Origin of the sequence: Corynebacterium sp. ED61 (assembly GCF_015233855.1) — a bacterium.
Lineage (GTDB): Bacteria > Actinomycetota > Actinomycetes > Mycobacteriales > Mycobacteriaceae > Corynebacterium > Corynebacterium dentalis.
This window is the reverse complement of the sequence record NZ_JADGIT010000008.1, coordinates 61,502-76,073: the sequence shown is the minus strand read 5'-3', so window position 1 is coordinate 76,073 and position 14,572 is coordinate 61,502. Positions and strand designations below refer to the sequence as shown.

Below are 14,572 nucleotides of genomic sequence, written 5' to 3'. Positions count from 1 at the left end.
CATGGGTGTGGGATACGCGTGGGCTATGGCATTGGAAGGTTTGGAGGGACTGGCGGTACGAGTCGAGTGCGACTTGGGAATGGGCTTGCCGGGCATCAGCGTGATCGGCATGGGGGATGCGGCGGTGGTGCAGGCACGGGATCGCGTGCGGGCTGCGCTGAATAACTCTGGTTTGCAGTGGCCGGGGCAAAAGGTGGTGATGAGCTTATCTCCCGCGGGAGTGCCCAAGCACGGTGCTCGGTATGACTTGGCGATGGTCTGTGCGATGTTGGCTGCGCGAACCACTAGGGCAGGGATGCAGGAGAGGCTCAAGAGCGCTGTGCTGGTGGGCGAGCTTGGTCTGGACGGAAGGCTGCGTCCTGTCTCTGGTGTGCTTCCCAGCGCGGTGGCTGCCAGCAGGCGAGGATTCCGCTGCATGGTTGTGCCGGAAGCCAATTATGCCGAGGCGGCACACGTGGCAGAGCTTGTCCAGGATGTGCGGATCTGGGTGGCGGGTGCACTCGTTGACGTGGTGCGCTGGATGCGCTCAGGGGAGGGACTGATGGAGGCGCGGGAGTTCGCGCAACTGATGGGTCAGGATGCAAACAGTCAGGGTGTTGGCGGACAGGGCACTGACAGACAGGGCGCTGAGGGAATGCACGCGCAAGAGCCAAATAGGAGCGCGAGCAGCTGGAGAGGACACACTGATGACGCACCGGACATGGCCGACGTCGCCTCTCAACCGGAAGCTCGTCGCGCACTGGAAGTGGCCGCAGCCGGGCGGCATAACCTCATGTTGTTGGGCCCTCCGGGAACGGGAAAGTCGATGCTCGCTCAGCGCCTTCCGGGAATCTTGCCGGAGTTGACCACCCACGAGTTGTTGGAAAGCGCTGCGCTGCACTCCATCGCCGGAGGCAACAGCCAGATGCACCAGATCTTCTTGGGCAGGCGCCCTTTTATCGCCCCTCACCACACAGTCACTCAGGCAGGATTAATTGGGGGTGGTGCACGCCCCAAACCCGGCGCGGTGAGCTTGGCTCATCACGGAGTGCTGTTCCTCGACGAAATCCCAGAAGTGGCGCGAGCAGTGGTGGATACCCTCCGCGTACCGATGGAGACCCAGTATGTGGAGCTGACCCGGCAGCAAAGAACGTGGAAGTTTCCCGCGAAGTTCCAATTAGTGTGTGCGGCCAATCCGTGTCCGTGTGGAGCGGAGTTCGACACACAGTGCACCTGCGCCTCGGGGATTCGTGCGCGCTATCAATCGAAACTCTCCGGTCCGCTGCGGGATCGAATCGACATCTTCGCGCGAACCCGAAGTAACAAGCTGGCGTCTCTCCGCCCCGGTGGGGAGGAGAGTTCTGCCTCAGTGAGGCAGCGCGTGGTGGAGGCAGATGGACGGGCGCGAGCGCGATGGGCAGGCGTCGATAAGGAAGGAACCTACAAGCACGCCGTCAACGCGAACATTCCGGGAAAGGTCATGCGCAGGGATGCGCCGGCGGAGGACGAGGGCATGTGGGCGCTCCAGGATCTTCTGCGGCGAGGAACGCTTTCGCAGCGCGGAGTGGATAGAGCGCTGCGGGTCAGTTGGACGCTGGCGGATTTGCACGGCAAGACGCGCCCGGGGGCAGCGGAGATTCTCGATGCAGTGGAGATGTACAGCGATGACTCTGAGTGAACATCAGCGCACCGAACTCGCGTGGATCTACCTGCGACACGTGGTGGAAGGCAGTAGGCGGGATGTGCTCGATCTTCTGTGGCCGGACGGGTGGGAACTGAGACGGATGAATCAAACCCCAGGAGATGCCATTCGGGTGGCGGGGATGATTTTGCGCCGGGATGAAGCTCTGCCGGAGTCTTTGCTTAACGCGACAGCGCACCGCTATGACTTTGACCCACGTGCTACCCAGGAGCGGAGCAAGCGGATGGGGATGCGCTTGCTGGCCTCGGACTCGGAAGAATGGCCCACGGAATTCACGGATGCCTTCGTGAGGATGATGGGAACCGGGGCAGATAAAGACGCGGGAGTCAGGGGACAAGCTGAGGCGCCGTTTGCCGTGTGGGTGCGCGGGGAGGCGAGCCTGGCGGAACTGGTGAAGCATTCCATCACCGTGGTGGGCACGCGCGCGGCCACTCGCTATGGGCGCGCTGTTGCCTACCAGTTCTCCACGGAGCTGAGTATGCAGGGCTACACCATGGTCTCTGGAGGGGCAGATGGGATAGATAAGCAAGCGCACATGGCCGCGCTGGAGGCGGGAAGCCACACGGTGGCAGTCATGGCCTGTGGGGCGGACGTCAATTACCCCGCGAAAAACCACGAGTTATTTACCCGCATGGTGAATTCCGGATCGCTGATCGTCAGTGAGTACGCGCCGGGAACGAGTGCCGCTCGTCACCGGTTTCTTACGCGCAACCGCCTAGCGGCAGCCCTGGGAAAGGGCACAGTCATGGTGGAGGCACCTGTGCGCTCGGGGGCTATCAACACCATGAACTGGGCCGAATCAATGCTCAAGCCCACGCTTGCGGTTCCAGGCCCAGTGGACACAGCGGCGAGCCAAGGCACGTTGTTGCGTATCCAAGAGGGCAGAGCGCAGATGGCAATAACATCCCAAGACATCCTGGACGCGGTGGAACCGCTTGGCAAGCAACTGGAGTTGGATGTCTGTACTTCCGGTGGAAGCGAGAATAATCGGGGCGAAGGGAGAGGGGCCGAAGGTGGTTTTGATCAGCGAGGAACCGGACCGAAGTTGAGTTGGCAAGAAACCGCAGTGTTCGACGCCGCGGGAATCGAGAACGATGACAGCGGCAGTATGACCGAGATTCAGCGAGACACGGGTTTAGACGGGGTGCTGGTGATGAAGTTGGTCAGAGACCTAGAGGCAGGGGGACTTTTGCGAAGAATGGGAGATCGGTGGGTCAAAGTTCGTGACTAGGCGCGAGGCCGGTCTATCATTGGCCACATGAGTCCCACTGGTAACTCCGGTAGCCCAGCGGAGGAGAAACGAAGCCGAGTCGACCCGAACTCGCCGCTGGGACAAGCAATGCGGGACTACGAAGAACACCTGCAGCTGGTGCTAGGGCGCTCGGACAACACCATTCGCGCCTATCACCAAGATCTATCGACGGCTCTTGAGGGCAAGACTCAGATCTCCGAGCTGACCCTCGAGCACGCCCGTGACGTGCTGGGATGGGCAGTGGAAAGCGAAGCCAGCCGCGCGAGCATCGCCCGCATGGTCTCCTCACTGAAGGGGTTCGGCGGATTCTTGGCACACCGCGAACTGGTGGAGGCCAATCCTGTTTCCTCGCTCAAGGCACCGAAACCGCAGCGCCATCTTCCACGCGTACTGCGGGTGGACCAGGCTAAAGAACTGCTGGATGCTGCTCGGGAACGTGCGAAATCCGAAGCCAACGAGGCGGAAGATGCGAAGAATCCCCGCCAGAAAGCGCTCGCCATTCGTGACTGGGCGATCCTCGAAATGCTCTATGCCACAGGTATTCGCGTCGGCGAACTAGTCAGCGCAGACGTGGCCGACGTTGACCTGAACAACCGCTACCTCCGCGTGACCGGTAAGGGCAACAAGACTCGCGTGGTGCCCTTTGGCTCCCAAGTGATTCAGGCGCTATCGGCGTGGATGGACGCGCGCCCGGAGTTGCTCACTACGGGCGGTCCAGCATTGTTCCTCGGCTCGAGGGGTGGCCGTATCGACCAACGCCAAGTACGCAGTCTGGTCCAGCGCGTCACTTCTGAGGCCAGTGGTCCCACGCTTTCCCCGCACGGCTTCCGCCACTCCACGGCCACTGCAGTGCTGGAAGGTGGGGCGGATCTGCGTTCCGTGCAAGAGCTTCTCGGACACTCCAGCATGGCCACGACCCAGATCTACACCCACGTGGGAACCGAAAGACTCCAGGCCGTCTTCCGCCAAGCTCACCCCCGCAGTGGAGCAGACGACTAGCCCTCGCCCCCTCACCGCTCGTCCGGGTACAGCCGCACATGGGGAGTGCCCAGCAACGTCATCGGGTCAATATAGCGCTCGTCTATCTTCGCGCCCCAAGAAAGCCCAGGAGACTTTCGCGCATGCTGTCCAAGTAGGGAAGCGTCCGCCACAGTGCCGATCTGTTCGCCTCGACGCACCGCCTGACCTTTGCGAACGGTGGCGGTAACTGGCTGATAGGTGGTACGAAGTCCGTCAGAATGCAGAACCGAAATCGTCGGCGTTCCCACCACGACCCCCGCGTAGTAGACGGTTCCTCCTCGTGAGGCCAGCACCGCGTCGCCTGGGTTGGCCTTTAAGTCGACGCCACGGTGGCCCCGATTCCAGTTCTGGTCTGGAATCTCCGCGGGAAGCAGAACTGCGTCGGTTGGATCACTCGAGGGGGCGTGCGCGATGGGGAGACGATGAGTTGCAGAGATCGTAGGCGCGTCCGAGGCTGGAATCGGGTGTGGTGGGGGAGCTTGTGCGGCATCCACAGTGGTGTTGAAGCAGGTCAGAAAGGTGATCAGTGTGAGTGTGGTGAGGAAAGCGCAGAAGCGAACGGCCATGCGGTGCGTTACGGTGAGCGTGCCGGAGGGGTGAGAGTTCATGAGACAAATGTGACGTCGGAAAAGATGAAGAACAACCACCCACTCCGCCAGCCTGTGGATAACGAACTTTATCCACAGACACGCTGCTCAACGAAGTTGTTGAGGAAGTGGAAGTCGGGGTAGAGTTGTGCGCAGCAGTGTGCCAAGACTTGGCTACAACAAACTGAAAAGTAAGCGGGACGTATTACCGCTTGCCAAGCCGAACATGCTGACTACGCGTAGACGCAATACGACCTCACATTATGGTTCAACCACTACGGTCCTCACTTCTCGTGAGGCACAGGTTGGGCACGGCCTTGAGGATGTCTGCCAGGACGTCGCACAAACCTCAACCACAACCGGATGAGTGCGAGTGAGGCGAAGAAACCGTAAGAACCCTAGACTTTTGAAAGCGAGGAAGGGGCAGCACTTCATACAGAAGCGCTGATCCAGCGAGACTGCCCCTGTAACACCATGGCTGTTGTTACTATGCGCGAGCTGCTCGATGCCGGTGTCCACTTCGGTCACCAGACCCGTCGTTGGAACCCGAAAATGAAGCGTTTCATTTTCACCGACCGCAACGGCATCTACATCATTGACTTGCAGCAAACCCTGACCTACATCGACGAAGCATACGAATTCGTCAAGGAGACCGTTGCCCACGGCGGCAACGTGCTCTACGTGGGCACCAAGAAGCAGGCACAGGAAGCCGTTCAGGTTGAGGCTGACCGCGTGGGCATGCCTTACGTGAACCACCGCTGGTTGGGTGGCATGCTCACCAACTTCCAGACCGTGGCGAAGCGCCTGCACCGCCTCAAGGAGCTCCAGGCAATGGACGCTGCTGAGGACGGCTACCAGGGTCGCACCAAGAAGGAAATCCTGATGCTGACCCGCGAGCGTAACAAGCTCGAGCGCGTTCTGGGCGGCATCTCTGACATGACCAAGGTGCCATCCGCACTGTGGATCGTGGACACCAACAAGGAGCACATCGCGGTTGCTGAGGCTCACAAGCTCAACATCCCCGTGGTGGCAATCCTGGACACCAACTGTGACCCAGACGTGGTTGACTTCCCAATCCCGGGTAACGACGATGCCATCCGCTCCGCAAACCTGCTGACCTCCGTCATTTCCTCCGCAGTAGAGGCTGGCCGCGCGGCTCGCGCTGAGCGCCAGGAAGCTGCAGCTAAGGAAGCAGCGGGCGATGCAGATAACGCTGACAAGACCGAGGCTCCAGCAGCTGAGTCCACCGAGGCTCCTGCCTCCGAGGCTCCAGCAGCAGAAGCTTCTGAGGACAAGTCCGCAGAGTAAGCCCAACGTTCGCCCACCCCGTATGGAACGCCGTGACGGTATCCAACGGGCGTGGGCGATCGTCTTCACTTAGGCTGTTGTTAATACGGCCACTTAGACCTTTCCACCAATAAGGAGGAACGCCACACATGGCGAACTACACCGCAGCAGACGTTAAGAAGCTCCGCGAAATCACCGGCTCCGGCATGATGGACTGCAAGAAGGCACTCGAGGAAGCCACCGGCGACTTCGACAAGGCCATCGAGATCCTGCGCATCAAGGGTGCCAAGGACGTGGGCAAGCGCGCTGAGCGCTCCGCTTCCGAAGGCTTGATCGCTGTTTCCGGAAACACCATGATCGAGGTCAACGCAGAGACTGACTTCGTGGCAAAGAACTCCGAGTTCATCGACTTTGCTAACAAGGTTGCTGAAGCTGCCGCTGCTGCAAAGGCAAACTCCCGCGAGGAGCTGGAGAACGTTGACGTTGACGGTCAGACCGCCAACGAAGCACTCCAGCAGCTGTCCGCCAAGATTGGCGAGAAGCTGGAGCTCAAGCGCGCTGTCACCATCGAGGGCGACAACGTTGCTGTGTACCTGCACCACCGTTCCGCTGACCTGCCTCCAGCAGTTGGCGTTCTGGTTGCTTACACCGGTGACAACGCTGAGGCTGCACGCGCTGCCGCAATGCAGGTTGCTGCGCTGAAGGCGCGTTACCTGAGCATCGATGATGTCCCAGCTGAGATCGTTGCCAAGGAGCGCGAGATCGCTGAAGCTACCGCTCGCGAAGAGGGCAAGCCAGAAAAGGCACTGCCAAACATCGTTGAGGGTCGCGTCAAGGGCTTCTTCAAGGATGCTGTTCTGCTGGAGCAGCCTTCTGTGACCGAGTCCAAGAAGACCGTCAAGCAGGTTGCTGAAGAGGCTGGCATCCAGCTGACCGGCTTCCAGCGCTTTGAGGTTGGACAGGCCTAATTGAGCGCATAGCTCAGGCCACTGCCCGCTTTACGCGGTAGGCAGTAGAAATGCCGGCGAAGACAACGCACCGTTGTCCTCGCCGGCTTTTCCCATGTTTGGGTGGCTTCTTCGCACATCTGCAGGTGCCCACGGTAGGCTAGGCAACCGGATAAAGACCTCAGATATGCGCAGCAATTCTGATATTCATACTGCTCTTGCTCAACCACTCTCACACCTAGGAGACATCCGCGTGACAAGCAACAATGACCGCACTGCGTACAAGCGAGTAATGCTCAAGCTGGGTGGTGAGATGTTCGGCGGCGGTAACGTAGGCATCGATCCTGACGTGGTGCAGAATGTCGCGCGACAGATCGCTGAAGTTTCGAAGACTGGCGTGGAAGTGGCCGTGGTTATCGGCGGCGGAAACTTCTTCCGCGGTGCCCAGTTGCAGCAGCGTGGCCTAGATCGTTCCCGTTCGGACTACATGGGCATGCTCGGCACCGTAATGAACTGCCTGGCGCTGCAGGACTTCCTCGAGCAGGAGGGCGTGGATTGCCGCGTGCAGACCGCTATCCAGATGACTCAGGTGGCAGAGCCCTACCTACCGCTGCGCGCGGACCGCCACTTGGAGAAGGGTCGCGTGGTCATCTTCGGTGCAGGCATGGGCATGCCGTACTTCTCCACGGACACTACCGCAGCACAACGCGCTCTGGAGATCGGCTGCGACGTGTTGCTGATGGCCAAGGGTGTAGACGGCGTGTACTCCGATGATCCCCGCACCAACCCAGATGCAGAACTGTTCCGCGAGATCACCCCGCGCGAGGTCATCGAAAAGGGTCTGAAGGTAGCGGATGCCACTGCATTCTCCCTGTGCATGGACAACAACATGCCAATCCTGGTGTTCAACTTGCTGACCGAAGGCAACATCGCCCGCGCAGTATCCGGCGAGCGCATCGGCACGCTGGTGGAGTCCTAAACCGCCCACGGCACGCCTTCACCACCACCCTCGAGCTCAACTGGTAGATTCATACACATGATTGATGACGTTTTGCTCGAGTCCGAAGAGCGCATGTCCAACTCCGTGGAACACGCTCGCGAGGATATGACCACGATCCGTACCGGTCGTGCCAACCCCGCGATGTTCAACGGTGTCCACGCGGAGTACTACGGGTCCATGACCCCAATTACGCAGATGGCCACCATCAGCGTTCCCGAGCCCCGCATGCTGCTGATCAAGCCATACGAGGCCTCCTCCATGGGCCTGATCGAAAACGCCATCCGCAATTCGGATCTGGGCGTCAACCCCACCAACGACGGCCAAGTTTTGCGCGTTACCATCCCGCAGCTGACGGAAGAGCGTCGTCGTGACCTGACCAAGCTGGCTAAGTCCAAGGGCGAGGACGGCAAGATCGCCATCCGTAACATCCGCCGCAAGGGCATGGAGCAGCTGGCCAAGATCCAAAAGGACGGCGAAGCTGGCGAAGACGAAGTCAAGGCTGCCGAAAAGGAGCTAGACAAGGTCACCCAGACGTACGTCGCCCACGTTGATTCCTTGGTTGAACACAAGGAAAAGGAGCTAATGGAGGTCTAATCCCCATGGGAGCTCCGAAACCGAAAAACGGTGCTGGTCGTGACCTCAAGCAGGCGATCGGCGTGGGCGTGCTACTCGGTGCGCTGGTGCTGCTCTGCCTGCAATCACCGTTGTTGTGGTACCCGCTGGTAGCCACAGCGATTGGCCTGGCCACCTATGAGGTCTGGCGCAGGCTGTATGAAGCGGGCTATGTGCTCCCGCTAGTGACGCTGGTGCTGGGTAGCCAGCTGATGGTCTATCTCTCTTGGCCTTTCGGAACCACGGGCTTGGTGGCAGGCTTTGCGCTCAGCGTCCTACTGCTGATGATCACCCGACTTTTCCACCACGGTCGCAAGTCTCCTCCGCACAATTACGTGCGAGATACTGCCGTGGGAATTTTCATTCTAACCTGGATCCCGTTGTTCGGTGCCTTCGCCGCGATGCTCTCCCGTATGCAGAATGACGAGGTCGCGGGATCATCCTTTATCTTCACGTTCATGTTGAGCGTGGTCGCCTCTGATATCGGCGGCTATGTCTTCGGCGTGTTCTTTGGCACGCACGCTATGGCGCCAGCTGTGAGTCCAAAGAAATCTTGGGAAGGTTTTGCCGGTTCGGTGATATTCTCCACTGCCGCGGGCATCGCCTCAGTGGTCTTCCTTCTGGGCGGTCCGTTCTGGGTCGGCATCCTCTTGGGCGTGGGCTTGGCGGCATGTGCCACCCTCGGAGACTTGGTGGAGTCTCAGTTCAAGCGAGATTTGGGTATCAAGGACATGTCCGGGATGCTCCCTGGCCACGGCGGCTTGATGGATCGTATGGACGGCCTGCTACCGGCGGCGATGATCACCTGGGTGGTTCTCAACATGCTCAGCGCCGTGTAGCAGACGCTTTAGTTGTGGGGGATTACCGGTTGGTGTGAGTGACTTGGCGTCGGAGTTGAATGATCCGCACGCCACCCACCAGCGCCATGATGAGGGCGCCGGCGATCGCGGCGATCAACATGCCCGCACCAATGGGGAAGGTCATCTCCCAAGCAAACAGCTGCAGCTGGACGTTCTCCTGGTTTTGCATGATGAACACCAGCAGCAGGACCAGCAGAATGGCGCCCACGATCAGCGCAACCCACGTGCTGCCCGCGAAAGACTTCTTGACCTCCGGCTTTTGTTGCGCGTCGGTGGTCTGGTCCAGTGTGGAGTTGGTGAAGTCTTCGTTATTTGTCGACGCCACCTCTCCATATCCCGCGTCCGTCTCCGGGGTGTAGGGCTGGGTTCCGTTGGGCTCATACGTTGGGTCTTGATTAGTCATGGATTCAATTTAACGTGAAGTGGGCTGCATGCGCTACTACGCAAAATGGGTAAAATGCCATTAACGTGCAATAATGGCTGGCATTATGGCTACACCAGTGCAACTGAACTTCACCGCGCCCCGACGAGGCATGCCGCCGACGCACATGGCGGATCTAACTCGGGAGAAGCTGCAAACCACGATTCAGGATCTTGGCCTGCCAAAATTCCGGGCGGATCAGATTGCGCGCCAGTACTACGGGCGCCTGCAGGGTGACCCGCGGGAGATGACTGACCTGCCGGAATCTAAGCGCGAGGCAGTCAGCGAGGCCTTGTTCCCGCAGTTGATGGCTCCGCTGAAGGACACGGAGGCCGATGACGGAGAGACCCGCAAGACGTTGTGGCGCTTGCACGATGGCACGCTGCTGGAGTCCGTGCTCATGCGTTACCCGGGTCGCGCCACGCTGTGCATTTCTTCACAGGCTGGCTGCGGTATGGCATGCCCATTCTGCGCCACTGGGCAGGGCGGGCTAGACCGCAACCTTTCTACCGGCGAGATGGTGGAGCAGGTTCGTTTGGCTGCGGCAACGATGCGAGATGGGGAAGTGTCCGGCGAAGAGGGCCGGTTGTCCAACATCGTGTTCATGGGTATGGGCGAGCCACTGGCCAACTACAAGCGCGTGGTGGAAACCATCCGCAAGATCACCAACCCCGCACCGGAAGGATTCGGGATTTCCCAGCGCAACGTGACTGTCTCCACCGTGGGGCTGGCTCCGGCGATTCGGAAGTTGGCGGATGAGGAGATGTCCGTGCGTCTCGCGGTGTCTCTGCACACCCCGGATGACGAGCTGCGCGATGATCTGGTGCCTGTGAACAACCGCTGGTCCGTGGAGGAGGTGCTGGATGCTGCCCGTTACTACGCGGAGAAGTCCGGCCGTCGTGTCTCCATCGAATACGCGCTGATCCGCGATATTAACGACCAGGCATGGCGTGCGGAATTGTTGGGCAAGAAGCTGCATGGAGCATTGGGCTCCAAGGTGCACGTGAATGTGATTCCGCTGAACCCCACTCCGGGCAGCAAGTGGGACGCTTCCCCTAAGGAGCGCCAGGACGAGTTCGTGCGTCGCGTCATCGAGCAGGGCGTGCCGTGTACCGTCCGCGATACCAAGGGTCAAGAGATCGCTGCAGCCTGCGGACAGTTGGCAGCTGAAGAGCGCTAATTTGCGTATATGCTCAGCGTATGTTGAGTGCTATTTCCGCAATTCCGGCGCACCCACTTCTTGTCCACTTGCCTGTGGTCGGAATTCCGGCCGCGGCGTTGCTCGCGAGCATCGCAGTATTTTTGCAATCGCCCCGCTTCGGGCGCTTCCGAGTGGCCACCACCGGGGTGGCCATTATTGCGCTCATTTCCATCTTCCCGGCCCGCATGTCTGGCGGGGAGCTGTTGGCCTAAAGGGGCTTCACAGAGGAGGATCCAGACCCCGTCGCCGAGCACGCTCAGTTCGCCAACTACTCTTTGGCTGCGATCATCGCGCTGGTAGTGCTGTTGGGTCTATTCACCGTTGTGTTGAATCGACGCAAGGCTCAGGGCTCTAGTGCTCTGAGCGGGATCCTTGGCGTGTGTATTCTTCTCTCGAGCATCGTGGCCATTGTGAGTACGGTGCTCACCGGCCACTAAGGTGCCTTGTTGGTGTGGAATGAAATGGTGCCCTGATAGATCCAACAAAAAGCCCGTGACCATGAATATGGTCGCGGGCTTTTACCTGAGAAAGAGCAGCGGATTAACCCTCGGAGGTGCCGTCCATGTTCAGGGCGATGCGCTGCTCCTTGGACAGGTTGGCGTACACACCGGTCATCTTGATCTGCTCAGCGGTCCACTCTGGCTCCACGTGACCCAGTGGCTTGTTGTGAGAGGTAACGGTCTGGCGCTGAGTCAGCTTCGGCTGGAAGGTGACGATGGCAGTTCCGAGGAACACGATGACAGCCAGTGCGATCAGCCAGTAGTTTTCAACGTTGCCCTTGTGGTTGCCGAAGAGCATCATTAGCAGAAACAGCCCGCCGCAGACACCGGAGATGGCAACGGCGCGACGTGACAGCGCACTCCATCCCCAGGCTGCAGATGGCACGTCTTCAGTAGAGACGTTGTTGTAGATTTCGACCTTCTTAGCGTGGGAAGCCATCGAGTCCTCCAAGTGTTGTTCTCAAAACGAGCGACAAAGCGTCAGGGATGTGTAGTGCCTCATATGAATCTCAAGTTGACGTTCACATGATTGACTACACAGGTATTTCTATCTGTTGTAGTTTCGCACATTTACCGACGAAAGTCGCCATCGCCACCCAATAGGGGTTAGGGTGTGTCAGCATCATTGGCAGGGGTTTCACAGCAGCCCCGTATCTCTGTGTCAATGCAAGCGTGGAAAGATGGTTCAGGTGAAAAAGCGCGTCGTCCTTCTTGGAAGCACAGGTTCTATCGGTACGCAGGCTCTGGAAGTCATTGCGGAAAATCCTGATCGGTTTGAGCTCATTGGTCTGGCTGCCAGAGGCAGCGATCCGGAGTTGATGGTCTCTCAGGCGCGGAAGTTTGCTCTTTCCGCAGGTCAGGTTGCTGTGGCCTCGGAGCGTAGCGCCGATATTTTGGATGCCGAGTTAGGTGGGCGCACCATCCGCGGCAACGATTCTGCTCGCCAATTGGTCCAAGCCGTTTCTGGCGATCTTTCCGAGGATGACGTGGTGCTCAACGCCCTTGTGGGTTCTTTAGGTCTCGACGCCACACTCGCCACCCTGTCCACTCCGGCCAAGCTCGCACTGGCGAACAAGGAGAGCTTGGTAGCGGGTGGGGAATTGGTGCTGCGCGCTGCTGACCCAGGCCAACTCATCCCTGTCGATTCCGAGCACTCCGCAATGGCGCAGTGCCTGCGTTCTGGCACGGAACAAGAAGTCGCCCGACTGCTGTTGACCGCCTCCGGAGGCCCATTCCGCGGATGGACACGCGAGCAGCTGGAGCCCGTGACCCCCAGCCAAGCGGCGGAGCACCCCACGTGGTCCATGGGGCAGATGAACACCCTGAATTCGGCGACGATGGTGAACAAGGGGCTGGAGCTCATTGAGGCTGCGCTGTTGTTTGGAATTCCTGCCGAGCGCATCGACGTGACGGTTCACCCGCAGTCCATCGTGCATTCCATGGTGACGTTTGTGGACGGCTCGACTATTGCTCAGGCCTCGCCGCCGTCGATGAAGCTGCCTATTGCCCTGGCTTTGGGTTGGCCAGAGCGCGTGCCGGAAGCTCAGCGCAGCTTAAATTTCTCGCAGGCATCGACGTGGGAGTTTGAGCCACTAGATGATGAGGTTTTCCCTGCCGTCGAACTTGCACGACGTGCGGTGACGATGGGCGGCACCATGCCCGCGGTCTACAACGCGGCCAACGAGGAGGCTGCGGTGGAGTTCCTCAACGGACGGCTGAGCTTCCCCCGCATCGTGGACACCATCGCGGCGGTCATGGAGGACTGCGCGGATTTGCAGGCCGTGCCAGAGACCGTCGAGGACGTGCTGGCGGCAGAGAAGCGGGCGCGCGCCCAGGCACATGAGAGGATGCGCGCATGGCTTTCTTAGTTGGTGTGGTGTTGTTTGCGCTGGGCATCGTGGTGTCCATTGCGCTGCACGAAGCAGGACATATGACCACGGCGCGCATGTTTGGAATGCGCGTGCGTCGGTACTTCATTGGTTTTGGCCCCACGCTGTGGTCCACCAGAAAGGGCCACACGGAGTACGGTTTCAAAGCCATTCCACTCGGTGGCTTCTGCGATATCGCGGGCATAACCAAGCTGGACGAGATGACCGAGGACGAGCGGCCGCACGCGATGTACGATCGGCCTGCCTACCAGCGCATCATCGTGATGCTGGGTGGCATCATCGTCAACATCGCTCTGGCGCTAGGGATTATCTACGGCGTGGCGCTGGCATGGGGCTTACCAGATACCAGCCAGGTGTTCACCCCGACTGTCAAGGCCACGCAGTGTGCCGCACCTGCACAAAACACTGACGGCACGTTGGCTACGTGCGAGGGGCCAGGGCCAGCGGAGCGCTCCGGCGTGCGCCCGGGGGACACCTTTGTTTCTGTCAACGGCGATCGCACCGAAACCTTCCCCGATTTCCAGAAGGCCATCACCAAGGTGGGGGACAACGCGGACGGTCAACCCGGTGAGGTGGTGACTGTGCCAGCCGTGGTCTCTCGGGACGGCAAGGACGTCAACTTAGACCTGCAGGTGGAGCTGGTGGAACGGCTCGCCACTTCAGGAAACACCATGGTGGTGGGCGCTGTTGGTGTGCAATCAGAAGTGCCACAAACCCAGCTGCTGAACTACAACCCGCTGACCGCTGTGGGCGGCACGCTGAAGTTCACCGGCGTGATGGTAGAGCAAACTTTCCACGGTCTGATCCAATTGCCACAGCGTTTCCCTGGTGTGGTGGAGTCCATCTTCGGTGGCAACCGCGAGGCCGATTCGCCCATGAGCGTGGTGGGTGCTTCTCGGCTCGGCGGAGAGCTGGTGGAGCTGAGCATGTGGCAGAGCTTCCTGATGGCGCTGGCCAGCCTCAACTTGTTCCTCGCTGCATTCAACTTTGTGCCACTGCCACCGCTGGATGGCGGGCACATCGCCGTGATCATGTTTGAAAAGATTCGAGACTTCTTCCGCAGGTTGCGAGGCCTCGAACCCGGCGGTCCGGCCGACTACACCAAGCTGCTGCCACTGACTTACGCGGCGACGCTGGTGCTGATGGTGTTTGGTTTCACGGTGATCGTGGCGGACATCGTCAACCCGATCAAGATGTTCTAACGCGAGGTAGGGATGCCCTGTGGCACCTGTCCCGGGGACGGGTAAGGTGGACGCGGAATGCACGTAGTGTGCGAGAAGTATTCGTCAGCTGCAGCTTGACCTTGTGAGTGAAG

Annotated in this window: 15 protein-coding genes; 12 read left to right on the top strand and 3 right to left on the bottom strand. The window is 59.8% G+C overall.

Going from position 1 to position 14,572, the window contains the following annotated elements; genetic code table 11:
• Position 1 precedes the first annotated feature (1 nt).
• The 3 genes from IM764_RS09055 to IM764_RS09045 are packed head-to-tail and all read left to right on the top strand — an operon-like array spanning position 2 to position 3,932.
• Positions 2-1,657 carry a YifB family Mg chelatase-like AAA ATPase gene (locus IM764_RS09055; RefSeq protein WP_099297101.1) on the top strand — a complete coding sequence of 552 codons (1,656 nt, stop codon included), beginning with the start codon at positions 2-4 and terminating at the stop codon, positions 1,655-1,657.
• The gene (gene dprA, locus IM764_RS09050) at positions 1,644-2,912 is read left to right on the top strand and encodes a DNA-processing protein DprA (RefSeq protein WP_194187597.1); all 1,269 of its coding nucleotides are present in this window, start codon (positions 1,644-1,646) and stop codon (positions 2,910-2,912) included. Before IM764_RS09055 ends, dprA begins: the two co-directional genes overlap by 14 nt.
• Before the next feature lie 27 nt (positions 2,913-2,939).
• On the top strand, positions 2,940-3,932 hold the full coding sequence (locus IM764_RS09045) for a tyrosine recombinase XerC (RefSeq protein ID WP_228073687.1): 993 nt from the start codon (positions 2,940-2,942) through the stop codon (positions 3,930-3,932).
• 11 nt (positions 3,933-3,943) lie between these two features.
• On the opposite strand, the gene IM764_RS09040 is transcribed toward IM764_RS09045, so the two are convergent.
• A complete protein-coding gene (locus IM764_RS09040) occupies positions 3,944-4,561 on the bottom strand; it encodes a M23 family metallopeptidase (protein WP_228073686.1) in 618 nt (205 codons plus the stop codon).
• 453 nt (positions 4,562-5,014) lie between these two features.
• Between IM764_RS09040 and rpsB the strand changes: the two genes are divergently transcribed.
• From rpsB to IM764_RS09015, 5 genes are all read left to right on the top strand, one after another.
• Positions 5,015-5,848 (top strand): 30S ribosomal protein S2, encoded by an 834-nt coding sequence (rpsB, locus tag IM764_RS09035; protein ID WP_099297095.1) that lies wholly within the window; start codon positions 5,015-5,017, stop codon positions 5,846-5,848.
• A 128-nt stretch (positions 5,849-5,976) separates the two neighbouring features.
• Positions 5,977-6,795, top strand: a complete 819-nt coding sequence (gene tsf, locus IM764_RS09030; protein ID WP_194187596.1) for a translation elongation factor Ts — start codon at positions 5,977-5,979, stop codon at positions 6,793-6,795.
• Between the two features lie 271 nt (positions 6,796-7,066).
• Complete coding sequence (gene pyrH / locus IM764_RS09025; RefSeq protein ID WP_228073698.1) at positions 7,067-7,753, top strand: UMP kinase; 687 nt, start codon at positions 7,067-7,069, stop codon at positions 7,751-7,753.
• A 57-nt stretch (positions 7,754-7,810) separates the two neighbouring features.
• Entirely contained in the window at positions 7,811-8,368 is a 558-nt protein-coding gene (frr, locus tag IM764_RS09020; RefSeq protein WP_194187594.1) for a ribosome recycling factor, read from the top strand.
• A 5-nt stretch (positions 8,369-8,373) separates the two neighbouring features.
• Complete coding sequence (locus IM764_RS09015) at positions 8,374-9,225, top strand: phosphatidate cytidylyltransferase (protein ID WP_099297087.1); 852 nt, start codon at positions 8,374-8,376, stop codon at positions 9,223-9,225.
• Positions 9,226-9,247: 22 nt separating this feature from the next.
• On the opposite strand, the gene IM764_RS09010 is transcribed toward IM764_RS09015, so the two are convergent.
• A complete protein-coding gene (locus tag IM764_RS09010) occupies positions 9,248-9,649 on the bottom strand; it encodes a lipopolysaccharide assembly LapA domain-containing protein (protein ID WP_194187593.1) in 402 nt (133 codons plus the stop codon).
• 85 nt (positions 9,650-9,734) lie between these two features.
• Here IM764_RS09010 and rlmN point away from each other — a divergent pair, with 85 nt between their 5' ends.
• Both rlmN and IM764_RS09000 read left to right on the top strand, forming a co-directional pair.
• Positions 9,735-10,847, top strand: a complete 1,113-nt coding sequence (gene rlmN / locus IM764_RS09005) for a 23S rRNA (adenine(2503)-C(2))-methyltransferase RlmN (RefSeq protein WP_194187592.1) — start codon at positions 9,735-9,737, stop codon at positions 10,845-10,847.
• A 20-nt stretch (positions 10,848-10,867) separates the two neighbouring features.
• On the top strand, positions 10,868-11,080 hold the full coding sequence (locus tag IM764_RS09000) for a hypothetical protein (RefSeq protein WP_194187591.1): 213 nt from the start codon (positions 10,868-10,870) through the stop codon (positions 11,078-11,080).
• A 328-nt stretch (positions 11,081-11,408) separates the two neighbouring features.
• Here IM764_RS09000 and IM764_RS08995 read toward each other — a convergent pair whose 3' ends face one another.
• The gene (locus IM764_RS08995; protein ID WP_099297081.1) at positions 11,409-11,807 is read right to left on the bottom strand and encodes a DUF2631 domain-containing protein; all 399 of its coding nucleotides are present in this window, start codon (positions 11,805-11,807) and stop codon (positions 11,409-11,411) included.
• A 241-nt stretch (positions 11,808-12,048) separates the two neighbouring features.
• Between IM764_RS08995 and dxr the strand changes: the two genes are divergently transcribed.
• Complete coding sequence (gene dxr, locus IM764_RS08990; protein WP_099297079.1) at positions 12,049-13,236, top strand: 1-deoxy-D-xylulose-5-phosphate reductoisomerase; 1,188 nt, start codon at positions 12,049-12,051, stop codon at positions 13,234-13,236.
• Positions 13,224-14,459, top strand: a complete 1,236-nt coding sequence (locus IM764_RS08985; protein WP_194187590.1) for an RIP metalloprotease — start codon at positions 13,224-13,226, stop codon at positions 14,457-14,459. The genes dxr and IM764_RS08985 overlap by 13 nt, the downstream gene beginning before the upstream one ends.
• Positions 14,460-14,572 lie beyond the last annotated feature (113 nt).